The organism is Shewanella sp. Koi 1, from assembly GCF_052907445.1.
Genome location: NZ_JBREJM010000001.1, coordinates 4571710 through 4598091, shown reverse-complemented (window position 1 = coordinate 4598091; position 26382 = coordinate 4571710). Strand labels below are relative to the sequence as shown.

Annotated in this window: 18 protein-coding genes and 1 pseudogene; 4 read left to right on the top strand and 15 right to left on the bottom strand. The window is 48.0% G+C overall.

Features of this window, described 5'->3' with window-relative positions; all coding sequences use genetic code 11:
• Positions 1–42 precede the first annotated feature (42 nt).
• Positions 43–1014, bottom strand: coding sequence for a LysR family transcriptional regulator (locus tag ACUZ8J_RS20220; protein WP_446694777.1), 972 nt, complete (start codon positions 1012–1014; stop codon positions 43–45).
• A gap of 121 nt (positions 1015–1135) precedes the next feature.
• Here ACUZ8J_RS20220 and ACUZ8J_RS20215 point away from each other — a divergent pair.
• Positions 1136–3125: pseudogene (locus ACUZ8J_RS20215) on the top strand (ligand-gated channel protein).
• A gap of 56 nt (positions 3126–3181) precedes the next feature.
• Here the strand turns inward: ACUZ8J_RS20215 and ACUZ8J_RS20210 are convergent.
• The 3 genes from ACUZ8J_RS20210 to ACUZ8J_RS20200 all read right to left on the bottom strand — a co-directional run bounded on the left by ACUZ8J_RS20210 (position 3182) and on the right by ACUZ8J_RS20200 (position 5835).
• The gene (locus ACUZ8J_RS20210; RefSeq protein ID WP_446694776.1) at positions 3182–4120 is read right to left on the bottom strand and encodes a DUF4424 domain-containing protein; all 939 of its coding nucleotides are present in this window, start codon (positions 4118–4120) and stop codon (positions 3182–3184) included.
• 28 nt (positions 4121–4148) lie between these two features.
• Positions 4149–4382, bottom strand: coding sequence for a hypothetical protein (locus ACUZ8J_RS20205; protein ID WP_109286769.1), 234 nt, complete (start codon positions 4380–4382; stop codon positions 4149–4151).
• Positions 4383–4497: 115 nt separating this feature from the next.
• The gene (locus tag ACUZ8J_RS20200; protein WP_011624451.1) at positions 4498–5835 is read right to left on the bottom strand and encodes a coproporphyrinogen III oxidase family protein; all 1338 of its coding nucleotides are present in this window, start codon (positions 5833–5835) and stop codon (positions 4498–4500) included.
• Positions 5836–6221: 386 nt separating this feature from the next.
• On the opposite strand from ACUZ8J_RS20200, the gene ACUZ8J_RS20195 reads away from it, so the two are divergent.
• Both ACUZ8J_RS20195 and ACUZ8J_RS20190 read left to right on the top strand, forming a co-directional pair.
• Complete coding sequence (locus ACUZ8J_RS20195) at positions 6222–7157, top strand: bile acid:sodium symporter family protein (protein WP_446694775.1); 936 nt, start codon at positions 6222–6224, stop codon at positions 7155–7157.
• Between the two features lie 257 nt (positions 7158–7414).
• Positions 7415–9385 (top strand): hypothetical protein, encoded by a 1971-nt coding sequence (locus tag ACUZ8J_RS20190; protein WP_446694774.1) that lies wholly within the window; start codon positions 7415–7417, stop codon positions 9383–9385.
• Positions 9386–9563: 178 nt separating this feature from the next.
• Here ACUZ8J_RS20190 and ACUZ8J_RS20185 read toward each other — a convergent pair whose 3' ends face one another.
• A complete protein-coding gene (locus tag ACUZ8J_RS20185; RefSeq protein ID WP_446694773.1) occupies positions 9564–11147 on the bottom strand; it encodes a methyl-accepting chemotaxis protein in 1584 nt (527 codons plus the stop codon).
• 626 nt (positions 11148–11773) lie between these two features.
• On the opposite strand from ACUZ8J_RS20185, the gene ACUZ8J_RS20180 reads away from it, so the two are divergent.
• Entirely contained in the window at positions 11774–13831 is a 2058-nt protein-coding gene (locus tag ACUZ8J_RS20180) for a TonB-dependent receptor (RefSeq protein ID WP_446694772.1), read from the top strand.
• Between the two features lie 80 nt (positions 13832–13911).
• Here ACUZ8J_RS20180 and ACUZ8J_RS20175 read toward each other — a convergent pair whose 3' ends face one another.
• The 10 genes from ACUZ8J_RS20175 to ACUZ8J_RS20130 form a co-directional block, all read right to left on the bottom strand.
• Positions 13912–14895, bottom strand: coding sequence for a formate dehydrogenase subunit gamma (locus ACUZ8J_RS20175; protein WP_086903566.1), 984 nt, complete (start codon positions 14893–14895; stop codon positions 13912–13914).
• Positions 14896–14971: 76 nt separating this feature from the next.
• Complete coding sequence (gene fdh3B, locus ACUZ8J_RS20170) at positions 14972–15541, bottom strand: formate dehydrogenase FDH3 subunit beta (RefSeq protein ID WP_446694771.1); 570 nt, start codon at positions 15539–15541, stop codon at positions 14972–14974.
• A 29-nt stretch (positions 15542–15570) separates the two neighbouring features.
• The gene (locus ACUZ8J_RS20165) at positions 15571–18420 is read right to left on the bottom strand and encodes a formate dehydrogenase subunit alpha (RefSeq protein ID WP_446694770.1); all 2850 of its coding nucleotides are present in this window, start codon (positions 18418–18420) and stop codon (positions 15571–15573) included.
• 16 nt (positions 18421–18436) lie between these two features.
• Positions 18437–18634, bottom strand: coding sequence for a twin-arginine translocation signal domain-containing protein (locus ACUZ8J_RS20160; protein WP_446694769.1), 198 nt, complete (start codon positions 18632–18634; stop codon positions 18437–18439).
• A gap of 396 nt (positions 18635–19030) precedes the next feature.
• A complete protein-coding gene (locus ACUZ8J_RS20155; protein WP_446694768.1) occupies positions 19031–20059 on the bottom strand; it encodes a formate dehydrogenase subunit gamma in 1029 nt (342 codons plus the stop codon).
• Positions 20060–20108: 49 nt separating this feature from the next.
• On the bottom strand, positions 20109–20705 hold the full coding sequence (gene fdh3B, locus ACUZ8J_RS20150) for a formate dehydrogenase FDH3 subunit beta (protein WP_011074129.1): 597 nt from the start codon (positions 20703–20705) through the stop codon (positions 20109–20111).
• Between the two features lie 26 nt (positions 20706–20731).
• Complete coding sequence (locus ACUZ8J_RS20145) at positions 20732–23584, bottom strand: molybdopterin-dependent oxidoreductase (RefSeq protein WP_446694969.1); 2853 nt, start codon at positions 23582–23584, stop codon at positions 20732–20734.
• 17 nt (positions 23585–23601) lie between these two features.
• The gene (locus ACUZ8J_RS20140; RefSeq protein WP_011624441.1) at positions 23602–23799 is read right to left on the bottom strand and encodes a twin-arginine translocation signal domain-containing protein; all 198 of its coding nucleotides are present in this window, start codon (positions 23797–23799) and stop codon (positions 23602–23604) included.
• Positions 23800–23966: 167 nt separating this feature from the next.
• The gene (locus ACUZ8J_RS20135; RefSeq protein WP_089068735.1) at positions 23967–24644 is read right to left on the bottom strand and encodes a TorD/DmsD family molecular chaperone; all 678 of its coding nucleotides are present in this window, start codon (positions 24642–24644) and stop codon (positions 23967–23969) included.
• A 10-nt stretch (positions 24645–24654) separates the two neighbouring features.
• The gene (locus ACUZ8J_RS20130) at positions 24655–26316 is read right to left on the bottom strand and encodes a 4Fe-4S binding protein (RefSeq protein ID WP_446694968.1); all 1662 of its coding nucleotides are present in this window, start codon (positions 26314–26316) and stop codon (positions 24655–24657) included.
• Between the last annotated feature and the right edge of the window lie 66 nt (positions 26317–26382).

The window sequence follows — 26382 nt, the reverse complement described above, 5'->3', positions numbered from 1 at the left end:
AGAACAGCATACTCTAACTCCACAGAGAAATGAAACGCGTGTCTACAAGGGGTAGGCGGGCATGGCTAATCTTGGCGTGTGCTCGCAGGCGTTGGGTTGAGTCAGTAATGCTGGGTTCGGACTAAAATCCATCTGGCTAAAATATTGGCTGAGCGCAGTGATGGCTTCTTTAACCTTGGCGGGCTGTTTATCCCGCGCCGAGGTCACGCTGTAAACGCTGTAGGTGCGTAGCGACCAGTCGGGCAAAAGTGTCACCAATTGGCCAGATGCAAGGTATTGATGCACTTCTGGCTCTGGCAATACGGCATAGCCTAATCCATCGAGGGTGAGTTGGATAAGCGTCTGCATATTATTGACGTTGATGCGCTGGGCAGGGAGTTCTATTCGCGCTTGAGTCTGTGAATGGGTTAAGAACTCGGGCTTAGCATAGCTGTGGCTAATACGGTTGAATCCTTGTAACTCGTCAGGATGCTGTAGGTGTTGATGCTGGGGAATATAGTTAGGGGCGACGCACAACAACATGCGCCAATCCGCCAAGGGGCGAGCGATAAGGTTCGAATCCGATAGAGGGCCGATGCAAATCGCCAGATCTATTCCTTCGTTAACTATATCGATTGGACCGTCCTGTAATTGCAGATTGAGGCTGATCTGTGGATGGGCGGCCAACAGGTGCGCTAATGGTTGGCTGAGTAAACCGCTACCAAAGCCGACTGGGGCGGCGATTTTAAGCTCCCCCGAAGGTGTGCCCTTTAATGCGTGCAGCTGATGTTCGGCACTTTCTACTATTTTTATGATTTTAATGCAGTTTTCATAAAATAATGTGCCCGCCTCTGTGAGTGTCAGGTGGCGGGTATTACGGTGAAACAGACTAATTCCCATATCCATTTCAAGCTTTGCGACTTGTTGGCTCACCGCCGATGAACTCAGATTAAGCTGTGTTGCCGCAGCACTCATCGAGCCTTTTTCCGCGATGGCGGCAAACACGATCATGCCCTTGACCATATTTCTATTCATTCTTAAGCAACTCTTACAAGTGATTACTCAAAGTCTAACTTGAGCCGATTGTAACATAGGGATACATTGCCGTATTGAAAATTATTATCATTTGCAAAGAGTCAAGGGAGATTCGTTGGTTATGTTGTTACGTCGTAAAAAGATCCTCGCACAGCTGGTATCTACAGCTTTATTGCTACCAGCCACTCAGGCTTTGGCGGATACCGCCCCCGAGCAAGACAAGATGATGGAAAGGATTGTCGTCACCGCATCGGGTTTTGAGCAGCAAGTACGTGACGCGCCCGCATCGATTAGCGTGATTACCCGTGAGGATCTCGATACACGTTTTTACCGTGACTTAACCGATGCTATGTTAGAAGTCCCCGGCGTGGTGGTAACTGGTGGTGCCGACCGTCGGGACATTAGTCTGCGGGGGATGGGCAGCCAATACACGCTGATCCTCGTCGATGGTAAGCGTCAGTCTTCTCGCGAGACCCGCACCAACAGTGATGGTCCTGGTGTTGAAGGCGCTTGGACGCCGCCGCTCGCCGCAATCGATAGGATTGAAATTGTCCGTGGCCCCATGTCATCCCTTTATGGCTCCGATGCTATCGGTGGGGTGATCAACATCATCACCCGTAAAGTGCCCAATGAGTGGCAGGGGGAACTGCGCCTCGACACCACGCTGCAGGAGAAGTCGGACTCGGGCAATGTGTATCAGGGCAACTTTTTTGTGAACGGTGGCTTGATTAAAGACCTGCTCGGCGTGCAGTTATATGGCCAATATACCCAGCGTGAAGAAGATAATATCTACGGCGGTTACCGAGGTCGCGATGCGGATAATCTCACCGCCAGATTTGCCCTCACGCCTAACCAAGACCATGACATCATGTTGGAAGTTGGCATCGCTAACCAAGAGTTGGATAGCACCTTAGGGAAAACCGTTGCGCCATTAGCGCCGGGAGCCAGTTGTGGCCGCAGCGGTTGCCCTGCATCGTCGACAACCGAATATGAAAACAGCACCATTTCGCTATCGCATACCGGGCGTTGGGACTTTGGCACCTCGGATACTTATATCAAGCACGAAGTGTACGATAACAAGTCCCGCAAGATGAAAATCAAGAATACCGATGCTCAAACCAGCCTGATCGCTACCTTAGGTGAAAGCCATACCGCTACGTTCGGCGCGGCCTTCAATAAGCAAGATCTCACCGATGAAACAGGCAATCAGGTCAGCGAGTTAACCGATATTAGTCGCCGCCAATGGTCGGTGTTCTCAGAGGATGAATGGCGTATCGTCGATAATTTTGCCTTAACCTTAGGCCTGCGTTTAGACGATGATGAAAACTTTGGCGACCACCTCAGTCCACGGATTTACGGGGTATGGGGGCTGACTGAGCACACTACCTTAAAAGGTGGTGTGTCGACGGGCTTTAGGGCGCCTAGCCTGAGGCAAACCGTGCCCGATTGGGGGCAGGTGAGCCGAGGCGGCAATATGTACGGTAACCCCGATTTACAACCCGAAACCTCAGTGAACTATGAGTTAGGGATTTATACCGACCTTACCGATTCCATCACCACCAGTGCTGGCGTGTTTTATAACGAGTTTGAGGAAGATCACCCGTGTCGCTTGCCCTGCGACTCAATGTACCGATGGGCCGAATCAGTTTGGTTCTGACCCCACCACCTATGTGAATATCGATGAGGCGGTCACCCAAGGGGTTGAGTTCAGTATCGACTATAAAATCTTGAGCAACTTGGCATTAACCGGCAACTACACTTATACCGACTCGGAGCAGAAGACGGGCGCCTATAAAGGTAGTCCATTGAATCAGTTACCTAAACATCTGGTGCAATTGTCGGTTAACTATGAGCCGATAGATAAGTTAAGCACTTGGCTGCGGGTCAACTACCGTGGCGAAGAGAGCCAACCAACCACTGGGCCTTCCTCAAGCAGCTTGATTGCGCCTTCCTATACGTTGTTAGATTTAGGGGCGAACTATCGCGTTAATGACAGCATTAAGTTCAGCGCGGGCATCTATAACGCCTTCGATAAGGACATCACGGAAGAAGAATACGGTTATATCGAAGACGGCCGTCGTTACTGGTTAGGTATGACCTATAGCTTTTAATCGCGTAAAAATTAGTCGCTTAATACAAAAAGCCAGCATGTAGCTGGCTTTTTCGATTATTCATAATTCGGTTTACGGATAAATAGGATGCTGAGATCCTGCGTTGGGGTGAATTGTTTTTGCTGAAACTCAAAGGTGAGTGGGTCGATTTTTTTTAGCTCGCCATCAAAACACAAGCTAATGAGATCTGTGGGTTTGGATTTTTTCAGCGTCAGTTTGAAGTCCTTAATCGCCCCTTGCCAGTTATTGGCCGTCACCAAAATATAGCTAAGATGGCTCCACTCGACGCCAATCTCCTGATCTTCACCGTCTTGTTTAACGATAAGGTTTCGCTTACGAATGCCTTGCTTGGCGCTTTCATCTAAACAGGCCAGTTCAGTGTAAGTGTCGATAATACTGCTGGCGGTATCGGGCACGCCCGTTGAGAGGCTCGGGGTGTAACTGTGGCTGATGGCAACGGTTTTGCCTGCGGGAAAGGTTTGCTGCCACACAAAGTAGTCACTCAGGGTAAAGGCGATTTGCTGGTCCTCATCCAACCATTCCTTGGGGAGCGCGGGCTTGCCCTTGGGGACTTCGCCATATTCGGCAAAATAGGCGACTTCTTCTACGCCCCAGCCGAGATTTTTAAGCTCTCGTGAAATATCCGTCTTATCGGCAAGTTGGGCAACGAGCCTGTGTTCGGTTGGTTGGGGGCTGCCATTTACTTTGAGGGTAAAGTTATCGATGCTGCTGTGATCGGCTGAGCCAAAAAACATCGGCGGCATAGGGAAGGCGATGGGGACGGTAAGATCCTGCGAGCTGGTGTTGGTAAACAGATAATCGACCCTGACTTCGGCCTCGCTGATAAAGAGCGACTCCTTGTCCATACTGATATGTGGCTGATATTTAAGGGTGATAGAACCATTAGCATCACCAAAACTGCTGTCATTGGCGAAGGCTGCCGTGCTCAGCAGCGCGAGTAAACCGCCCATTAGGGCGCGAATATGGATTGACATAAACATCTCAAAAGATAGCAATAAAGGATTAGGCGCGGCGGGCAAGCTCAATGGCTGCGGCGATGGCGTTGCGAGCCTGTGGGCTGTTTTTCCAACAAGTGGTGCGTAGCATGCTGGCGACGAGATTGGCGATATCTTCGACCTCATGCTCGGCCAACTGCGCGAGTGAGCTAATACCGATTTCTTCAAAACGTTTAATGACCGTCGGGCCAACGCCCTTAACGGCGAGTAGTGCTTGTCTTTCTTGCTCATTAAAACCCATAACGAATACTCCTTTATTACTGGGCGACAGACTCATGCGTGAGTGGTGGCAAGCGTAGCCTGAAATGGCGCTAACAAAAAGGCCCATCATGGGCCTTTTGTGGTTCAACCGATATTTACATATCGCAGGGCTTGAGTGGCTTACGCAATTGGGCGCGCACGTTATCCATGCCGGCGTAGAACTCTTTCATCATTAACAGGCCCATCATCTTACCGTTATCTGTGATGATCAGATTATCGGGATCGGTAGGGTCGTTCTTGATGGCACCAATCAGCTTCATCGAGGTCATTTCCTTAAACAGGGCTGTGTCTAAGTTAACGCCAAAGGTTTCGCGGAAGTATTTGCGCGATAGACGGCCAGAGAACATCCCCAGCAGGAAGCGATACTGCATCACGTCCTTTTTGCTGTAGTTTTTCTGTTGCTCTACGCCCATCTTGCCGGCGGCGATCCGCTCTTGGTATTTACGCAGCGAGAAAGTGTTGACGTATAAAGTGTCATTCAAGAAGCTAAATGAGCCTGAGCCCACCCCTAAATACTCATCGTAATCGATAACATATTCGTCGAAGCCTTCGTCATTCGCCTTACCAAAGGCCCATGCAGACAACTGATTATATTGACCATTTAAACGGTTTAAGATCTGGCGATATTGGTTGGCCATATCTGCCTGTGGCGCTGCCAGTTTACCTTTAACACTCTTACGCGTTTGGTGCGTGATCATCAGCGGATAGGTGGTGATCTGTCTGGGGTCGAGGCGTGAGGCCATGTCTAAGTCGTGCTGGATCACTTCATCGGTTTGACCGCGGAAGCCAAAAATCAGGTCGACGTTGATAATGGGGAACAGCTCTTTGGCCGCCATGATCTTGTCGAAGGTTTGCTGACCTGTGCCGAATTTTTCGAGGCGGTCGGTCATTTTTAAAATGTCATCGTTAAAGCTTTGTACGCCGATGGACATACGATCCACTAAGCCCTTGAGTTGCTTAAAGCCTGGGCTGTCTAAATGCTGTGGATCCGACTCGCAAGACACTTCTTTAATGCTTGGGAATAGGGTCTTGGCATGCTCAATGGTACGGGCGAGTTCATCTTCTAATACTGTGGTGGTGCCGCCGCCAATGTACATAGATTCAAAGTCATAGCCTAAGGCTTTGACCATCTCCATCTCTTTACGTAGGGAGATAAAGTAAGCGCGCGCCTTGTCTTCCTTAAACATAAAACGGTGGAAGGTACAGTAAGAACACAAGGTATGGCAGAAGGGCACATGGGCATAAAGCATGTACTTTTTACCTTCGACCGGAGCGGGCATGATGTCGGCGGAGAGCGTATCGAGGCGAAGATTCTTATCGACATAATACTGCATGACTCGTTCCATCGAGCTGAGCATCCAGTTAGGGACGGTAATATTCGCTTGATAAGGCGTTGCGATCGCGCCATTGAGCGTTTGAATAACTGAAGACATAACGATTCCTATCTGAGAGTGCTAACCGTAAACACCGAAATTGCTTTAGGTAATTCACGACCACCTAGCGCAATTAGACTACCTCGTATGGAGTAAGCAAAACGTGAACTGGTTATAAGTTACGGTTTCCTAACAAGGAAATCACTGGCTTTTTGTTAAGCAGATCATGTTTTAGTAAACATAGATGCATATTTACTGAGGTTTTTGGCTGTTTGTTATTGAATTTGAGCGATTAACTTCAGTGCTCAATCGAAAGTCTGAAATGATAAAAAGTTGAGCTTCTTACTTGTGGGCATTTTGACTTGTACTGAGGGTATCTGGCTGTCATTATCCCTGCGGACATTGCTTAATCTCCCCAAACTGCCTGAAATCTTGGAGGATCCCCATTGGTTAATATCAACCGCTTTTTTCCGCTATTTGCCTTACTTGGGGCGGGTACGGCGTATTTGATGCCCGCATGGTTTAGCGGATTGAAAACCAGCATAGTGCCGTTGCTGGTGGTGATTATGTTATCTATGGGGCTGACCTTAGATGTGCGGGATTTTGCCAATGCATTCAAACAGAAACGTGCCGTTATCACTGGCTTAATCTTGCAATTTACCCTGATGCCCTTAAGCGCCTTAGCCATTAGTTTGCTATTAGGACTCAATCGGGAATTGACCATAGGCATGGTGCTGGTGGGGAGTGTGGCGGGAGGTACGGCATCGAACGTGATTTGCTATTTGGCCAAGGGCGATGTCGCCTTATCTATCACTATGACTGCGCTATCTACCTTAGCGGGTGTGGTACTCACACCCTTGATTATTGAGCTATTAATCGGTGAGATGGTCGCTATTCCTTTAATGGATATGCTAGTCAGCCTCGTTAAAATCGTGCTTATCCCTGTGACTGTGGGCGTGGTGTTGAATCACTTCTTTAAACCGCAGGTGGCTAAACTTGCCCCCGCATTGCCCATCATTTCTATCGTGGCGATTGTACTGGCCATCAGCATTATTGTGGCCCTAAATGCAGGGCAATTTTCGCAGGTGGGGCCTGTGATTTTACTCGCGGTGTTTCTACATAATGGTTTGGGACTCGCCTTGGGTTATACCTGCTGCCGTTTGCTCGGCTTTAACCATACAGTGTGTAAAACCATTTCGATTGAGGTAGGGTTGCAAAACTCAGGCCTTGCGACCGCATTATGCATCAAGTTTTTTAGCCCGCTCTCCGCCGTCCCTAGCGCGATTTTCTCGATTTGGCATAACCTTTCTGGCGCCCTGCTGGCAGGATATTGGGCGAGCTTAGAGCAAGATCCGGATGGTGTGAAAACCACCACCAAATAGTGAGAAACGATAGCAGCTTATTAATAAGCTGAAGTAACGTATATCTTAATATCGTAAATGAAATATATGAGTGTTTTATGGATAAGTGAGTATGTGGTCACTCGCTCATAAATGCGCATCACTTAATTAGCATCAACTTATGCCAGCCGATTAACTTGTTGTTAAATTATAGATACTTGTTGTTAACTTTTATTAATTCGGTAAAGTAGCTGGCAAATTAAAAATATGATCTGTTTTTGCTAGTTTAGGGAACGAATATGACCGCAAAAGGAATCTGTCTATTACTTGGCAGTACACTAGTCTTATCTGCTTGTGGCGGGGGCGGTGGCGACTCTACAACGCCCACATCACCCACCAATCCTCCTCCGACAACAACTTTTAAAGTTACTGATTACCCGACGGAAGTTGCTGTCACTTCGCTATCGTTAGCGGAGAGTGTGTTGCAAGTTGGTTTTTTTGCTAATGACATCTTACGCAATTTTGATATCGAGGCTAATGGCGCTGAAAAGTCGTGCTCTAATGGCGGTTTAGCGACGATTGAGTTGATTGATAAGGATGACTCAAAAGGCATTTCTGTTGGCGATAGTCTTAATATGTCCTATCGTGATTGTTACATTCAAGCACTCGACAGTACAGTGAATGGCAAAGGTTCATTAACGTTATCTGAATATCAACAGGGCACTAAGGCAAAAGGGTCGATTGATATTTCTAATCTGCAGGTTAATGGAGATGATAACTTCAATTTGGTTGGTCAAATGTTGTTCGAAAATAACATTTCACCGTTGCAAAGACAGTTGAACATTCAAAGCAAAAGCACTGTTAAATTAGTTGTAAATAGTAATTCGGAGTTAAGTTTTACTAATCTCTCTTTAACGAGAGTGGAAAACTTTTCCGATGCAACTTATGCGATTAGTGGTAAAGGCCAGATTTCGGTCGCACAATTTAATAATGGCTTTGGTTTTGAGTTTACTAAACCATTGAAAGGACATTTTAACGAATTTCCCCATGAAGGCTCGATTGTCGCCAGTACATCAGCTCAGGACTCAGTTCAAATGACGAGTAACTTCGTTACTGACTCTAAAATGCTCAATGTGAATACAGCTAAAGAAGCTTACATGGTTTATTGGAGTCAAATTGTTGAGGGAAGTTTGTGGCATCTTGAAGGTGGAAAATCCAACTCATCATTTGAGTTTCGCTCTGACAACTTTAACTATGTAGGCATGATTGAAGACCAGGATTTACAAGCATTTCCTGTGTCCGGCGGGACGATTCGATTACTCATGTCACGCCCTATCAAAGACCAAGTTTACGAAAGTTCTTTTGATGAGGATTCATGGCCATACCGAAAAGTTGCAGCCAAAATTAGCGTGAATGGTGCGATATTAAACATCACGCCAGAGACAGATTTAAAGGCGAATACGGTATATCGCTTTAATGGTGTTTTGCTTGAAAGCAAATTTGGTGCAGTGGCGAATACCATGTGGTCTGAACGTTTTAAAACCAGCGATGCAATCATTATCGATGTAGCTGCAAGTAGCTATTTATATAAAGCCAACGACACGCCAAAGCTCGATGCCTCACAAACCGTCATGAATAAAGGTAGTGCGCTGACATTTAAGTGGGTAGATGTGAATAATGTCGGCATTGTTTTTTCAAATCCGACTAGTGCCAAGACAGGTTTTACCGTTCCAAATGAAGTGACATCTGATGTCGCGATAAAGTTAGAAGTGTCCAATGGACAGGGATACCAAGTATTCCGAACTTTAACGATGCACTATTATGCTGGCAGTGACACATTCATGCACTATGTGAGCCCGCAAGGTGACTACATTGGTGGTGGGAAAACAGTGATTATGGATTCGAGCAGTGCAGTGTTCACGCCAACGAATTACGACAACAGCTTAAATGCAATCACCTTATCTATTGACGGAAATACTTGGTGGAGCTTTGATATTGCAGCACCCGCTGGTGAAAACCTGCAAGTGAAGAAATATATCAATGCTACTCGTTATCCGTTCCAAGGCCCCTTGACGGCAGGTTTGTCATTTACGGGTGATGGCCGTGGCTGCAATCAAAGTATCGGAGATTTTGAGGTGCTTGAGTTGAGTTATAATGCTGATAAATCTGTTAAATCTCTAGCAGTTAACTTTAATCAGCGTTGTGAAAATACCATGCCGCCTTTAAATGGTGTGATTCGTTATCACTCTTCGGTGGGAATTAACCACTAATCGATTATAAAGGCATCTTAGGGTGCCTTTATTTTTTTGATGTATTTAATGGCTCATTATGAATGAAGTGTATGAGCGCTGAGATTGTGATGTTGTCGCCAATAGTTGTTCGCCCTTAATCAAAAATGGCCTAACATCTTGCGATATTAGGCCATTGTAACGACTTAGCTGACTCGAGTTAGAGTCTAAAATGCGAGACTACGCCTGTTAACTGTTCTTTCGTGGCGGCCAAGGAGGTCGCGCTATTGAGGGTCGCTTTACCACTTTGATTTAATTCTTCAACCATTTCGCGAATGGTATTCAAGTTACGATTAATCTCTTCACTCACGGCGCTTTGTTCTTCGGCGGCGGTGGCGATTTGATTGCTCAATCCGTTGATATCAAATACATAGGTTGTTAAGGTTTCAAGGCTTTCAGTCACCAGCGTGGTGGTGTCCGCTGCATCTTGGCAACTCTGTTTAGTCTCATCCATCGCATTAACGGCGCTGTTAGCACCCGTGCGCAGGCGTTCCAGCATTTGATTGATTTCGGCCGTGCTCGCTTGGGTGCGAGCGGCGAGGGCGCGTACTTCGTCGGCGACGACGGCAAAGCCTCGGCCTTGTTCACCGGCGCGGGCGGCTTCGATGGCGGCGTTAAGGGCGAGTAAGTTGGTTTGGTCGGCGATATCTCCAATCACATCTAAGATGGTGGCGATATGGCGGGTGTTTTCATTCATTTCCGCTATGGTGTGAGCGGCGGTATCGACCTTACCAACTAAGGCAACAACAGTATTTGCCGCCTGTTCGACAGCCTTTTTCGACTTATCAGCCTGTTCATTTGCCTGTTGGGTAAAGCGTGCGGCAGAGGCGGCATCACCAGCAACGTTATGGGCAGTTGCACTCATTTCGGTCATGGCCGTCACCACTTGGTCGGTTTCTACCGCGTGGGTTTGCAATGCATGGGTATTGGCATTGGACTGCACATTCAACTGACCAATTTGATCCGACATATGTTCAGAGGCCTGGGCAATATCGGAAATCATATGGCGCAAGTGGTCAATCACTCGGTCAAGATCGGCACCGAGCGCACAGAGTTCGTTTTGCCCGCTGATTTGAGTTTTCTGGGTGAGATCGCCATCGGCAAGGTGCTCTACAACCCGCTTGATTTGATTAACGATATTGACTAAACGTCTGCTCATAAACAGGGCGCTTAGCAGGGATGCGACAATGGCAACTAGGATTAGGCCAAGGAGCAGCGCTTCGGTGGCATTGACTTTGTCTTCTGCCTGTTTGCCTAGTTCATGGTTGCGTTGGGTGATCAACTTTACTAATTGATTGATCTCATCGCTAACTTTTGGCCCAAGTGCGCCACGTTCTGGCGTGAGTTCGGGGTCGGTGCCAGTTTGTTTGGCGTAGGCTAACTCCTGCTGATAGAGACGCACATATTGCTCGATTTGCGGCAGTAGTGTGCGGATCGTTCTAGCATCTTGCCCCATAAAATCGGTGTTAAATCCTGCGAGTTGCTCGACAAGCTGCTGCACATTGCGTTGCTGCAAGCTGATGGCGTCGCTGTTATGGACTAATGTGGCTAAGCGCAACTCGAAGAAAGCTTCACGCACATTGGTGAAGGTTTCGGCGAGTTGGGTGTTGTTAACTAGCCTGCTGCTGGTGTTATTGAGTTCAGCAAAGCCCCGATAGGAGGAAATGCCGATAATGATCAATAAAATACTCGCAAACACTGAAGGCAGCGCCGTCAATGTGCTGGTTTTTGCATTGTTAAACATGGTGGCCTACTGGGGTATTAATCAAGACGGGGTGTAATTAAATTACACATTGAGGCTATTTTAACGCTTGGATTTAGGCTGCTGCAAGGCGACATTTTGAGCGTTTTAGCTATAGTGGTATGTTTTAAAAGGGATTGTTTTTGCTGTGTTAATTGGGAATGGTGCAGTGGTTGCCAGATGTTATGTAAGTAAAAATCAAAGTATTCTCAGTTGATTGATTTTCATGGTGAAAATAAAGTGATGTAGCAGTCACTCTACAGCCTATTAACAGTGCAAAAAGCGATTGTGAGGCAGATCGCAAAACTTACAAATGTTTATAAGTGTATCCATGGTGCTATCGCACGTTGGGGCTGAACAACCAAACACCACGAGCTTTCGCTCGAATCAAAGCCCGCCAAATCGCTGCAAAAAACTGAGGCGTCAATGCGTCCTAGTCTGTCAAAGCGAGTGACAATTGTTCCTTGCTCAATTGTTTATCTCTCATTCCTACGAATTTGCGTTCGGTCACAAAGTCATAAGTAGAATGTAAATGATATTGGTTATCATTTGGATTTAAGGTTGTTTTAATGTAGATTGTCGGCATTTCAAGCTAACACCGTTTATCAATGAGTGCCGTCGAGGTTTTTATGGAATGCAGGGCGTTTAAGAAAAGTGCAATTGCAGTAATGGTTTCGAGTTTAGTGATGTCCTCAGCTTACGCTGCTGTGGACGCAGAATCTTCTGAACCGATTGAAAAAATTACTGTTTATGGTGAGAAAATCGAGCGTAGCCTTAAGGATACGACTTCCTCTATTTCGGTTATCGATAAAGACGCGCTCGACAGCGGTCAATATCAATCCACCTCGAGTGCCTTATCTGAAGTGCCTAACGTGGTGGTGCTTACGGGATCTGTACCGGATATCCGTGGGGTTTCTGGTAATGGTTCTGCCTCGGGATTTAACTCTTTTACCGGCGGTGCTCGGGCGCGGGTTTCCACCTTAGTCGATGGCGTTGCCGAACCTTTTGTGGCCGATCTTACTGGTGATACTGGCCTGTGGGATATCCAACAAATTGAGGTGTACCGCGGTCCGCAATCGACGATTAACGGTCGTAACAGCATTGGCGGTACAGTGTTTATTAAAACGGAAGACCCCACTTTCGATTGGCAAGGTGCGGCTCGTGTTGGTTATCGCAATCAAGATAACTTTATCGATAGCGCCGTTATGCTCTCAGGCCCGATTCTCGATGATGAGTTGGCGTTTAGGGTGAGCGGACAAAATGTGACAGGGAATACCTTCAATAAAGGCTTGGAATATGAGACAAATCCTGCCCCATTTGACCTCAATGAACTGATCACCAATCGCTGGCGCGGTAAATTCCTGTGGCAGCCGAGTGCGATTGAAGATCTCAAAGTGCTCTATAGCTTTTCATACAATGATGAGAAAGGTGACTCTGGGCGTAACTATTTTACTGGCGATGATCCTTGGGCGTTTAAGCCTATTTTCCAACGTTATATCGAGACTAAATCTACGACTCATTCAGTGAAAGTCGATTATGACCTCGGTGAAGGCCGCGCCTTCGATCTCATCGTCGCTTATATGGATTATGACTGGGGCTTTGAATCCTATGAAGCCCTCGCCACGGCGCAGCAATATGTGGATATGAACGACCAGAGCTACACAGTCGATGGTAAGTACAGTTTTGGTCTAAAAGATAAAGATTTCAACGGTTTTGTGGGTTTAGCCTATTTTAAACGCGATCAAGATTTTGGCAGTACTGGCAGCTCTGTTTACAGTGGAGACGACAGCACAGAGTCCAGCTCCATTTATGGTGAGATGACCTATGGCCTTGCCGAATCACTCTGGATCACATTCGGCGGCCGCGTGATGCGTGAGGAGCAATTGCGTAACTTCAATATGCTCTATCAAGGCAGTCAATTGCAGGAGAAACTCGATAATGCCAATACCGTTACCCTGCCGAAGTTAGTGCTGCAATATGCGCTGAATGACAGCACAACTTTGGCGGCCAGTGTACGTCGCGGTTATAACTCGGGTGGCGGTGCGTTGTCGTTAGCTGAAAGTGAGTATTACTACTACGACGAAGAGTACGTAAATACCTATGAAATCAGCAGTCGCAGCGCGTTTATGGATGGCGATGTTAACTTTAGTGCCAACCTCTTCTACAACGATTTCGACGGTTATCAAGCCTCTAACAGCGCCCGCAAAATTACCAATATCGATAAAGCGGTCAGTTACGGTATTGAGGCTGAATTCAGCGCCATGCTTACCGAAAACCTGCAGTTTATTTCGGGCGTAGGGTTACTCGATAGTGAAATCAAGCAAGCGGATCCTAGCTATGGCGACATTATCGGCAATCAGCTGAACTCTGCGCCGCATGTGACCGCCAATGCGGGCTTAAAATATTGGTTGGGCGATGCGTTTTCTTTCGGTCTTTCAGGTAACTACGTAGGTGTGTATTATGCGGATATCAATAATACCGAATCACGGGTGGCTGGCGATTATGTTGTTGCCCGCTTAAGCCTCGATTATCAAACCGATAGCTGGAGAATCAGCGGCTTTGTAAACAACCTGTTCGATGAGCAAGCGTTGACGGTAAATGAACCCGCCAGCCGCAGTTATCCCGATGGTTATGCGGCGATTATCGACCCCAGAAATCTGGGTGTATCTGTGATGTACCGCTTCTAAGCGTTCGATTTAACGCACTTATTTTACCGATAAAAAAACCTCCACAGCATGCTGTGGAGGTTTTTTGTTTTCAGCGACTTTTACTCTTTATATTTCAAAGTGCCGTTAGCTTTGATTTCGTCGTACCACAGGTTGTGGTGTTGGGTTGCCCAGTTTTCATCACAATAACCAGACACCATACACTCCATACCACCTTCAGACATTACCGTTGCCATGAAGATATGCACGATAGAGAAGGCGCAGATCACGATAGCGCTCACTGAGTGCAATACCAGCGCGATTAAGCTTAAGGTGCGGCTAGGTTCGAAAAGATTTGGGAACAGTAACAACATACCTGAGGCTGAAATCACTAATCCAAACAGGGCAAAGGCCCAGAACCACATTTTTTCACCGGCGTTAGCAAAACCTGCGTCAGGGTGCTTACCTTTGAAGGGACCAAAGTTGATGTAACCACCCACAACGAGGAACCACTTCACGTCGTACATTTTTGGCAGCTGGTTCTTCGCCCATAACACTGTCATCAATGCCCAGCCGATCATAAACGGAATCGCCATCACATCGTGGATTTGCTTGGCGCCATAAACGATGGCTTCCCAGATGCCTTCGCCCAACCAAGGTTGGAAGAAGAAACGACCCGCTAATAAGGTTAAGCCCGTTAAAATCAACATTAAGCACGGAATCGCACCTAACCAGTGGATTGAAACGTCAAACTTTGACCAGCGATACACGAGCTTGCCCGAAAAACCATGGTGTAGCTTGGAGATGCCGTTCACCTTGATAAATAAGACAAAGATAATGATCATGCCGAATAACGCCGCCATTAAGGCCGGCGCTAACCAGTCGCTACGCAGCTCCAGTACACGCAGATCATAGGTATTGATCGGTTGGGCGTGGAACTCGCTTTGGGAGGTAGTGTATCCCGTGGCGCCATCCTTCAGCTGTGCCCAAATTTGGGCATCAGAGGCTTGAGGTTGGAGCGCTTGTTCATCACCACCATTGGCTAGACACACGGCACTAAAGAGCAGTGCTATGGCTAAGCCTATGTGTTTGAACCATTTGTTCATCATATATCCTCTCTCCCTTAGTGGCGCCCGCAAGCAGGCGCCAAGCTAAGTCTGTGGACAGATCCTGTGACCTGAATTAATTCCAAGCCGCGTTTTTAGCACCACGGTAAGCCACACGCTCACGGAAGATGCTAGAAACGACTTCAGCATCACCCGCTAACAGGGCTTTAGTGGCACACAGTTCTGCACACATAGGCAGTTTGCCTTCGGCAATACGGTTTGAGCCGTACTTCTGGCGCTCTGCCTCTGAGTGGTTTTCTTCTGGGCCGCCGGCACAGAAGGTACATTTGTCCATCTTACCGCGGCTACCAAAGGCACCTTTTTTCGGGAACTGAGGTGCGCCAAATGGGCAGGCGTACAGGCAGTAACCACAACCAATACAGGCATCTTTGTCGTGTAGCACTATGCCATCTTCAGTCTTGTAGAAGCAGTTTGCTGGGCAAACCGCCATACAAGGTGCGTCTGAGCAATGCATACAGGCGACAGAGATTGACGCCTCGCCGGGTTGACCATCGTTGATGGTGACTACGCGGCGACGTTGGATACCCCACTCGAGGGCGGAGTCGTTTTCGTTTTTACAGGCGGTGACACAACCGTTACATTCGATGCAGCGCTTGGTATCACACAAAAATTTCATTGTAGCCATAATGGCAATTCTCCTAGCTTAAGCTGCACTTATGCTTTAACGATCTGACAGATAGAGGCTTTGGTTTCCTGCATTTGTGTCACAGGATCATAACCATAGGTCAGTGCGGTGTTACAGGATTCACCGATAACATAAGGTACTGTGCCCTCAGGGTAGTTAGGCGCTAAGCTCTCACCGTGCATCACACCCGCAAAGTGGAATGGCATCCAAGTTACACCAGGCTGTACTCTTGGTGTGACGAGTGCTTTTATTTTAATGCGACCACCTTCACCGCCTTCGAGCCACACATCGTCACCATTACGAATACCGCGGTCGACTGCATCGCCTGGGTTGATTTCAACAAACATTTCCTGTTGAAGTTCTGCTAACCAAGGGTTAGAGCGCGTTTCTTCACCGCCGCCTTCGTATTCCACTAGACGGCCAGATGACAGCGCTAATGGATATTGCTGGCTAAGATCTTTTTCTTGTAGCGTTTTGTACAATGTTGGTAGGCGATGTACTTGCATATCATCATAGGTTGGGTATTTAGCAACAAGATCTCGACGAGTGGTATAAATGGGCTCGCGATGAACTGGCACTTGGTCTGGGAAGGTCCAAACAATGCAGCGGGCCTTAGCGTTACCAAAGGGAATACAACCGTGTTTCATTGCAACACGTTGAATACCGCCAGAAATGTCGGTTTTCCAGTTTTTGCCTTCGGCTTTGATTTTTTCCTCTGCAGTGAGGTCATCCCACCAACCCAATTGTTTGAGCATATCGGCAGTAAACTCTGGGTAACCGTCTTGGATCTCAGCATCTTTAGAGAAAGAACCTTCTGCCAATAGGTTTTTTCCTTTGTATTCAACACCGTAACGGGCACGGAAGTTACCACCACCCTGGAGAACGTGGCGATTCGTGTTATAAAGAATTTGTGTGCCAGGATGTTTTTGCTCTGGCGTACCCCAGCATGGCCAAGGTAGACCATAGGTTTCACCCTTTGCTGGGCCGCCTACGGCTTCGAGCGTCTTGTTGCTGAAGGTGCCCCAGTTTTGGGTGTGTAACTTGATACGCTCAGGGCTTTGACCTGTGTATCCAACGGTCCACATACCGCGGTTAAATTCTCGGGTGATATCTTCAATCACGGGTAAATCGTTTTCTTTGGCAATATGCTTAGTATATTCTTCTGAGAATCCCAGTTTTTGCGCCAAACGATACATGATTTCGATGTCGGTTTTTGACTCGAATAACGGTTGGATGACCTGCTCACGCCATTGAAGTGAACGACCAGAGTTTGTGACTGAACCATAGGTTTCAAACTGTGTTGCCGCAGGGAGCAGATACACACCATTCTTACGACGGTGCATAACACCCGCCATGGTTGGGAATGGGTCGACAACAACAATGGTATCCATCTTGTCTAGCGCATCACGTACTTCACGCTGACGGGTTTCAGTGTTGACCGATTGGCCCCAGAATAAGGCCATACGGATATTATCTTTTTGATACTTTTTAACATTTTCATCTAGCACGCCATCATGCCAGCGAGAGCAAGGGATCCCTGGTTTTGTCATGGCATCGGGACCAAAAAATGTTTGATCGAAGCGGCCTTTTATCCACTCCATATCGAGATCCCACACATTCGCCCAATGCGCCCATGATGCTGATGTCAGGCCATAATAGCCGGGTAGGCTGTCGAAGAGTAGGCCAAAGTCGGTTGAGCCTTGTACGTTATCGTGACCACGGAAAATGTTTGTACCGCCGCCTGATACACCCATATTGCCTAAAGCCAATTGCAGGAGACAGTAAGCGCGGGTGTTAGCGTTGCCTACATGGTGCTGCGTCCCCCCCATAGACCACACCACACAACCAGGGCGATTGTCGGCCATCAGTTTAGCGGCTTGATAGATTTTTTCTTCGCTCACGCCGGTGATATTCGCCACTTCTTTAGGTGGATATTTTTTTACTTCTTCGCGGATAGTTTCCATTTCGAATACGCGTTGCTGGATAAAGGTTTTATCTTCCCAACCGTTTTCGAAAATGTGCCATAACATACCGTAGATAAATGGAATATCTGTGCCAGGACGAATTGCGCAGTGCAGATCTGCGTGCGCTGCTGTGCGGGAAAAGCGAGGTTCAACGACGATGATTTTCGCGTTGTTTTTCTCTTTGGCAGTCAGAATATGCTGCATAGAAACCGGATGCGCTTCCGCAGGATTAGCTCCGATAATGAAAATGGCATTGGAATTCTGAATGTCGTTGAATGAGTTAGTTTGCGCACCGTAACCCCAAGTGTTAGCAACACCGGCTACCGTGGTAGAGTGACAAATACGAGCCGAGTGGTCGATGTTGTTTGTGCCCCACATGGCCGCCAATTTACGGTACATATAGCAGCCCTCGTTAGAGAACTTAGCGCTACCCATGAAGAACACTGAATCTGGGCCAGACTCTTTACGAATGTTGAGCATTTGGTCGCCCACTTCGTTAATCGCATTTTCCCAAGAGATTTTTTTCCACTTGCCATCAACCAATTTCATTGGATATTTCAGGCGTTTTTCACCGTGACCATGTTCACGCAGAGCGGCGCCTTTAGCACAGTGACCGCCGGCATTGAATGGGTGATCGAATGCGGGTTCTTGTCCCGTCCACACGCCATTTTGTACTTCGGCATACAGACCACAACCGACAGCGCAGTGTGTACAAATCGTACGTTTAACTTCGATTGGCGTATCGTGTGGCATGTCTTTGGCTTCGACGCGGCGCATCATACCTGTGCCCATTAAGGATGCCGCAGCGATACCTCCGGTAGCAATACCGGCTTGCTTCATAAATTGACGACGGCTAATGCCTAACGTCGGTTTGTCGGCCACTTGGGCGACATCAGACTTGCGAGTTAACTTCATCGCGACTTCTCCTCGATTAGCTACGCAGGCTATTGTAATAGCTGTTGATATGCGCAGTTTTATGGTAACCAGATGACGATTCTTTGGTGGTTTCCTTGCTGCTTTCACTCGCTTGCACTGTACCTGTAGCCACAATAGCGGCACCCGCTACGCTGCCAACAGTGAGTGCTTTGAGCAAAGATCGGCGAGATAAATCGCTAGGTTGTTGCTTCATGCTGACTCCTGAAATTAGGGTTTAGTTTTTGAGAACGCACGGCTTTTTGTGGGATTCATCTTGTTATCAAAAAGTGAAGATTAGCGGTGAAAAAGATAATGAAATCATCTTGTTTACCATCAATCATCGCGCGTGACGGCAATATAGCAGGAAAGGGTTGAGTAGGAATTGATCTAGGACAGTTTGCAGCCCTGAAATCGGCGGCCGTTCTCTTAAAGCGTTAACTCGCTCATAGTTTAGTGAACTACTGGGGAAGAGGGCGTTGGCGGATTTTTGTATCTCGCTGTTTCAGTTGTTAATTTTTTGTACTATTGAATTAATGCGATGGGTATCAGTGCGAATAAAAAACACCCCGCGATGCGGGGTGTTTTGAGGATGTAAAAGCTGCGGTTTAACTTAGTCTTTATACTTTAAGCTGCCGTTGGCCTTGATTTCGTCATACCAGAGATTATGGTGCTGGATTGCCCAGTTTTCATCACAATAGCCTGACTTCATACACTCCATACCGCCTTCGCTCAATACGGTCGCCATCCAAATATGCACTATAGTAAAGGCAATCAAGATAATGGCGCTGATAGAGTGGATCAGCAGCGCGCCCATAGAGGCTTCGCGGGGTAAATCCAAGCCTGGCAATACCAACATGATGCCAGATACGCTGATGAATAAACCAAACAACATCAGGGTCCAGAACCACATTTTTTCACCGGCGTTAGCGAAACCACTGTCAGGGTGCTTACCTTTGAAGGGACCAAAGTTAATATAGCCACCTACCACTAAAAACCATTTCAAATCATACATCTTGAAGGTTTGTAACGGCATCCATTTCACTACACATACAGCCCAAGCCGCGATAAAAATGGGGCCTGCCCAATCGTGGATTGTTTTGCTGCCATAGATCAATGGCGCCCAAAGGTCGGGGCCTAACATTGGCTGTATGACATGCTTACCTAACATTATGGTTAGACCGGTAAACATCAGTGCCAGACAGCTGCTCGCCATGATCCAATGGATCCACAGATCCGCCTTGGACCAGCGCGAAACCATCTTGCCTGAAAAGCCATGACTCAGTTTTGATGGACCATTCACCAGATAAAACAATAAGAAAGCACCAAACACACCTACCACGGCTAGCGCCATGACTGGGGTTAAGTATTCATTTCTCAGTTCTTTACCTTGGTTACCGGCAACGTTAATCAACACCCCAGTATCTATCCCTTTGGCAGTGGTGTAGCCGGCATCGCCTGCTTTTACCGCTCGCCAAAGATCGGCATCGCTGGTTTGCGCTTTCGCCTGTTGTTGACTCGATTGCTGATCACTTGCGTGTACTGGGTTTGAGCTCATGACTGAACCTAATCCCAATCCCATCACGAGTACCATCAGAGCAAACAGACTGCGCAGTGATTTGTTGAACTGTTTGTTTAACATTGTCACTCCTTGCCAGAGGTTAGGGATCACTCCCTAACCCTCGCTCTGCTTAGTTAATCTCACCTGTTTTGGGGTTGTAGCCCCAAATCACGTTAGGATTGCCTCGAGAGGCCATACGTTGACGGTAAATGTTTGATACCACTTCCGCATCACCCGCAAGCAGTGCTTTGGTTGCGCAAAGCTCCGCACACATAGGTAACTTACCTTCGGCAATACGGTTGGCACCGTATTTTTTATGCTCGGCTTCGGAGAAGGTTTCTTCTGGGCCACCGGCACAGAAAGTACACTTATCCATTTTGCCGCGACTACCAAAGGCGGTCTTTTTCGGAAATTGTGGTGCGCCAAACGGGCAAGCATAGAAGCAATAACCACAACCGATACAGGTATCTTTGTTGTGCAGCACTATGCCATCGTCGGTGCGGTAGAAACAATCTGCCGGACATACGGCCATGCAAGGAGCGTCGGTACAGTGCATACATGCCACTGAAATCGAGGCTTCACCGGGTTGACCATCGTTAATCGTCACCACGCGGCGACGTTGGATACCCCACTCGAGAGCGGAGTCGTTTTCGTTTTTACATGCAGTGACGCAACCGTTACACTCGATGCAGCGTTTGGTGTCACATAGAAATTTCATGACTGCCATAATGGCTTATCTCCTCATCAAGTAGGTTAGGCTTTGCTGATTTGGCAGAGGCTGGACTTAGTTTCTTGCATCTGAGTCACAACATCATAGCCGTAGGTAAGAACTGTGTTTGCTGACTCGCCTATCACGTAAGGCACTGTACCTTCTGGATAGTTTTTCGCGAGACTTTCGCCTTCAAACACCCCAGCAAAGTGGTATGGCATAAAACATTCACCGGCAATAACGCGCGGTGTCACCATAGCCTTAACCGTGATTTTGGCGCCTTCTGGACCATGAACAAAAACATTGTCACCGTCGCGAATACCGCGATCCGCTGCATCAGCAGGGTTCATTTCGATGAACATTTCTTGTTGTAGTTCAGCTAACCAAGGGTTAGAGCGGGATTCTTCACCACCACCTTCATATTCCACTAGGCGGCCTGATGTGAGTGCCAATGGGAAGTCTTTAGCAAAATCCTTGTCTTGAATTGACTTATACAGTGTCGGTAAACGTGCAACCATACGATCTTCGTAGGTGGGGTATTTAGCGACTAAGTCACGACGAGGCGTGTAAAGTGGTTCGCGATGGCGTGGAATATCGTCTGGGAAGGTCCATACGATACAACGAGCCTTAGCGTTACCAAAAGGGATACAGCCGTGTTTGATCGCAACCCGTTGGATACCGCCGGAAATGTCAGTTTTCCAGTTTTTGCCTTCGGCCAGTTTCTTTTCGTCTTCGGTTAAGTCATCCCACCAACCCAATTGCTTGAGCATGTCAGCGGTAAACTCAGGATAACCATCTTGAATTTCACTGCCTTTAGAGAATGAACCGTCGGCAAGAATGCTAACGCCATTGTGTTCAACACCATAACGGGCACGGAAAGTACCGCCGCCGTCTTTCACTTCTTTAGATTGATCGTAAAGAATTTGGGTACCAGGGTGTTTCATTTCTGGTGTACCCCAACATGGCCAAGGTAAGCCGTAGACTTCGCCTTTAGCTGGGCCGCCCGGTGCGGTCAGGCTGTTTACATCGAAAGTGCCCCAGTTTTCTTGGTGCATTTTCAAACGTTCTGGGCTTTGACCTGTGTAACCGACGGTCCACATACCTTTGTTGAACTCGCGAGTTACATCTTCAATCAATGGCTCTTCGCCATTGACTTGGATGTGCTTACAGAATTCTTTTTCGATACCCAGTTTTTTCGCCAGTTTGTACATGATCACGTGGTCAGGCAGAGACTCAAACAGTGGCTCGATGACTTTAGAGCGCCATTGAATCGAACGGTTAGTGGCAGACACTGAGCCGTAGGTTTCAAATTGAGTCGCCGCAGGGAGTAGATATACCCCATCTTTACGCTGGTGCATTACACCGGCCATAGTTGGGATTGGGTCAACAACGACCACAGTATCTAACTTGTTCAGCGCTTCACGCACTTCACGGCCACGGGTTTCGGTGTTAACTGATTGACCCCAGAAGAACGCCAGACGGATATTGTCCTTCTGCGCGATCTTGGTTTTATCTTCGAGTACACCATCGTGCCAGCGAGAGCAGGGGATACCCGTTGAGGTTTGTGGGGTTTGACCTAAGTATTCGCCTTGGTCGAAACGGCCTGCAACCCATTTTGGATCTAAGTCCCAAACGCCAGACCAGTGAGCCCAAGCGCCTGAGGTTAAGCCGTAGTAACCGGGTAAGTTGTCGAATAACAGACCAAAGTCCGTTGCACCTTGCACGTTATCGTGACCGCGGAAAATGTTGGTACCGCCGCCAGACACGCCCATGTTGCCCAGCGCTAACTGTAAAATACAGTATGAACGGGTGTTGGCGTTACCGACGTGGTGCTGAGTACCGCCCATACACCATACGATAGTGCCTGGTTTGGTCTCTGCTAACATTTTTGCGATACGGTACATTTGCGCCTTAGGTACGCCTGCAACGTTTTCGACTTCTTCAGGGGTATATTTTTTCACCTCATCGCGAATACGTTCCATGCCGTAAACACGTTGATTGATGAACTCTTTATCTTCCCAGCCGTTTTCAAAAATGTGCCATAACAGGCCATAGATGAAGGGGATATCGGTACCGGGGCGGATATGCACGTACTCGTCAGACTTAGCTGCAGTACGGGTGAAACGTGGGTCAACAACGATAATCTTAGCGCCGCGCTCTTTTGCCACCAGAATGTGTTGCATGGCGACAGGGTGTGCTTCACTTGGGTTTGAACCCACGAACATGATGCACTTAGAGTTGCGGATATCGTTTAACGAGTTGGTTTGCGCACCGTAGCCCCAAGTGTTAGCAACACCGGCTACCGTGGTAGAGTGACAAATACGGGCTGAGTGGTCGACGTTGTTTGTGCCCCACAGTGCCGCGAGTTTGCGATATAAATAAGCCTGTTCGTTAGAGAACTTGGCACTACCCATAAAGTAGATAGAGTCTGGACCCGATTCTTGACGAATCGCAGTCATTTTATCGCCCACTTCATTGATGGCTTGATCCCAAGAGATCTTCTTCCACTTACCGCCTTCTAACTTCATTGGGTATTTCAGGCGTTTTTCACCGTGGCCGTGTTCACGCAGTGCAGCCCCTTTCGCGCAGTGGCCGCCTTGGTTAAATGGATGATCGAACGCGGGTTCTTGACCTGTCCACACACCGTTTTGCACTTCAGCATAGATACCACAACCCACAGCGCAGTGAGAGCAAATGGTACGTTTGACTTCAGTCGGTGCATTATGGGGGATATGTTCCTGCGCCTGTGCTTTACGCATCATACCTGTGCCAAGCATAGACGCGGCGGCGATACCACCAGTGGCAAGACCTGCAGATTTTAAGAATTGGCGACGATTAAGACCGAGGGCGGGCACTTTAGGCTCGACGACTTGGTCTGTTTTGCGGGTTAATCGCATCACACACACTCCTCTGGTTAGTTGTTTAACGACGCATAGTAGTTACGGATATGGTCGGTTTCGCGGTAGTTGTCACTCTTAGTTTCGCTTGGGGCAACTGTTGGGGTCGCAGCCAGAGCTTGGCTACTGACAGTCGCAACCGCGCCAGCCGCACTGCCGAGTGCCAATGCTTTGAGCAATTGACGACGGCCCATGTCGGAAGCTTGCTTCTTCATAGTGTCTCCTTGTGTTACTGGGTGAGGTGATGCATACCACGACCACCTCGGTTACTGTGGAAGCCTAAGCTTCCTTTTTGTGGCAAAGGTGAACCTTAAGTCCACCTTTGCCTATCAAACTAAAACGCGACAGGCACTGAATCTGCGTATCGCTTACCGTTTTAAGTTTAGTTCATTAATTCCACTTGTTTTTCTAAATCGCTGGCGGCGGGTTGTAGCTCCGCACTCCCGGGGCAATTGACGGGAATGTCTAAACTCAGTTGTTCAAATTCGGTGGCTTCCATCTCGAAAAACGCCTTCGCAAGATGGGCAACCGTGGCATAAAACGCTGCGCTCGGGGCTTTGCTGACGGCGTCGCAGAAGCGCTGAATCCAACTGCCCATGTGGCGTTGATAGAACGCCAGCTGGCGGTAGCCTGGGGCTTCGAGGATAAGCGTACCCATGACTTCGCACAGAGCGGCCACATGATCTTCAGGTTCTTTGACGTTTTCTTCGCGTTCAAAACCGAGTTGCATTAAGTCTTGGCGTAGCAGAGCCAGGGGCTTATCCATCAGTGAGCCAGTCATAAACCAGCTGCCATAGGGCAGGATTTCGCCACAACCCACACCGAGGAACAGGGCAAAATACTCATCTTCTAATTGTTCACTGCTGAACTGCTGCGCCGCTAATTGCAGGGATAACCAAGCCTTGGTCATCTCATTGTCTTCATTGGCATCGATTTCAAGATTGGCCAAAAATTGCAGTAGTTCAGGGCTTGGATGGCGACGCAACAGGGCGGCCAACAGTTGATAGATATCGGCTCTCAACTGATCGTTTTCTGATACTTGTCTTACTGATTCGGTCATAGCGGATCTCTTATCGCAGTTGCTTTTCAGGATCTTGAAGAATGTCTTCAAACATGTCTTTTACCCGGCAATCGCCACACATTTTCAGTCGTTCAATATTGGCTGAGAATGCGCTGTGCGCGCCGACCATATCCAGCATCCGATGCACCATAGATTGGGTCGCAAAAGGAGAGCCGCAGCGAATACATTCGAACGGGGCTTCTTCTTTCAGGGTTTGTAATTGCTGACGAGCAGCTTTATCAAAGTTAATTTGTGGCGTCAGGCTGATGACCTTTTCAGGGCAGGCTGCCTCACACAAGCCACATTGCACACAGTTTTGCTCAATAAAGTGTAGTGCAGGTTTGTCGCCACCATCTTGCAATGCCATGGTGGGGCAAATTGCCACACAGGACATACACAGGGTACATTTCTCGACATTGACGCTGATGTTGCCGTAGGGAACGTTGTTGATACTCAAACAACTGTTGATTTCACCTGCTTGGCTGTTTAGATGGTCAATCGCATCAAACAGAGTGTTACGTTTGCTGGTGGACGCAAAAGCGCCTGGCACAATCACCGGCCAATCGAGGCTGATGTCGAGCAGAGGCTCCAAATTCGCCAGCATGCTTGGGTCGATAAGACTCAAGCGCTGCGGTTGGCCCATTTCATCTAAAATGCTGTTGGCTAAAGCCAGTTCACCTTTCAACATTTGTGTGAGTGTAGGGGCGGTTGCCTCGGTATTGAGGATTAACACTTGGCGAGCGCCCCAAGCCAGTGAAGCTAACCAATGGTCAATGCTGGCAACGGTGATTTCTTCGAGGGCGACAGGGAGTACATCCCCGGCTAAGTCGTCACCTATCAAGCTCGCGCCAACCGCGTTGTCGTGGAACAGGATCACGGGGGCGGTTTGAGCCTGTTCGCGGTAACGGTTGATAATTTTGTTCAGGTAAGAATGCAATGCCTGTGGCGTCGGTAAGTCATAACCAATCGCACCCGTTGGGCAGGCGCTCGCACAGCTGCCTGCGCCGTGGCAGAGGTAAGGATCGACCTCAATTTTCTTGGCGACACTGCTAATCGCATCGGCTGGACAGAAGTTGAGGCAACGGTTACAGCCGTTGATGCCATTACGGTCATGGGCGCACAGGTCGGCATTGATTTTTACGTAACGGGGTTTATCAAATTGCCCCACCAGTTCTGGCAGTTGCTCCAGCGCATCGGCCAGTTTGGCTTCGTCTTGACCGACATAGAAATAACCCGGTGGCAGCATCTCTAAATTCAAGCAAGGCGTGCTGCTTAAATCGAGGATCAAATCGAAATGAGGTTTACGAATGGCGACAACACTCAATTCCGCCGCGCCATTTTGATGTTCAACGCTGACCTGGAATTGACCTAAAAATCCTTTAATGCCAATGAGTTTGTTGTAGTAGCTTTCAACATCCGTCGCCGCAGCCATCACCTTTTCAAGGTGGGTTTCATCTTGGCTGGTAATCGCTTCGTTAGCCAAAATCACACGGCTCGCCATAGTGGACAATTTGTCCGCCGCGAGGCGTGCCAGATCCTCTGGGCCAATAATTAGCACTGTGCCTTCAGTGGTGTAGCTCACTGTTGGCGGGATCAGATTCTGTAAAATCTGCGTTTGGGCTAACACATTTTGCCGCGCTTGTTTTAGCGCAAGCTGGGTTTGATTGGTCATCAAATGAGTGCTCACATTGCGTTCCTGAACAGTACTTTGGCTGCTCTTTTATAGCTGTTTTGCTGC

Excerpts from the sequence above, each read along its gene's own strand:
- ACUZ8J_RS20220 (WP_446694777.1), bottom strand. The coding sequence starts at position 1,014 with ATGAATAGAAATATGGTCAAGGGCATGATCGTGTTTGCCGCCATCGCG.
- ACUZ8J_RS20210 (WP_446694776.1), bottom strand. The coding sequence starts at position 4,120 with ATGTCAATCCATATTCGCGCCCTAATGGGCGGTTTACTCGCGCTGCTG.
- ACUZ8J_RS20205 (WP_109286769.1), bottom strand. The coding sequence starts at position 4,382 with ATGGGTTTTAATGAGCAAGAAAGACAAGCACTACTCGCCGTTAAGGGC.
- ACUZ8J_RS20200 (WP_011624451.1), bottom strand. The coding sequence starts at position 5,835 with ATGTCTTCAGTTATTCAAACGCTCAATGGCGCGATCGCAACGCCTTAT.
- ACUZ8J_RS20190 (WP_446694774.1), top strand. The coding sequence starts at position 7,415 with ATGACCGCAAAAGGAATCTGTCTATTACTTGGCAGTACACTAGTCTTA.
- ACUZ8J_RS20185 (WP_446694773.1), bottom strand. The coding sequence starts at position 11,147 with ATGTTTAACAATGCAAAAACCAGCACATTGACGGCGCTGCCTTCAGTG.
- ACUZ8J_RS20180 (WP_446694772.1), top strand. The coding sequence starts at position 11,774 with ATGGAATGCAGGGCGTTTAAGAAAAGTGCAATTGCAGTAATGGTTTCG.
- ACUZ8J_RS20175 (WP_086903566.1), bottom strand. The coding sequence starts at position 14,895 with ATGAACAAATGGTTCAAACACATAGGCTTAGCCATAGCACTGCTCTTT.
- fdh3B (WP_446694771.1), bottom strand. The coding sequence starts at position 15,541 with ATGGCTACAATGAAATTTTTGTGTGATACCAAGCGCTGCATCGAATGT.
- ACUZ8J_RS20165 (WP_446694770.1), bottom strand. The coding sequence starts at position 18,420 with ATGAAGTTAACTCGCAAGTCTGATGTCGCCCAAGTGGCCGACAAACCG.
- ACUZ8J_RS20160 (WP_446694769.1), bottom strand. The coding sequence starts at position 18,634 with ATGAAGCAACAACCTAGCGATTTATCTCGCCGATCTTTGCTCAAAGCA.
- ACUZ8J_RS20155 (WP_446694768.1), bottom strand. The coding sequence starts at position 20,059 with ATGTTAAACAAACAGTTCAACAAATCACTGCGCAGTCTGTTTGCTCTG.
- fdh3B (WP_011074129.1), bottom strand. The coding sequence starts at position 20,705 with ATGGCAGTCATGAAATTTCTATGTGACACCAAACGCTGCATCGAGTGT.
- ACUZ8J_RS20145 (WP_446694969.1), bottom strand. The coding sequence starts at position 23,584 with ATGCGATTAACCCGCAAAACAGACCAAGTCGTCGAGCCTAAAGTGCCC.
- ACUZ8J_RS20140 (WP_011624441.1), bottom strand. The coding sequence starts at position 23,799 with ATGAAGAAGCAAGCTTCCGACATGGGCCGTCGTCAATTGCTCAAAGCA.
- ACUZ8J_RS20135 (WP_089068735.1), bottom strand. The coding sequence starts at position 24,644 with ATGACCGAATCAGTAAGACAAGTATCAGAAAACGATCAGTTGAGAGCC.
- ACUZ8J_RS20130 (WP_446694968.1), bottom strand. The coding sequence starts at position 26,316 with ATGACCAATCAAACCCAGCTTGCGCTAAAACAAGCGCGGCAAAATGTG.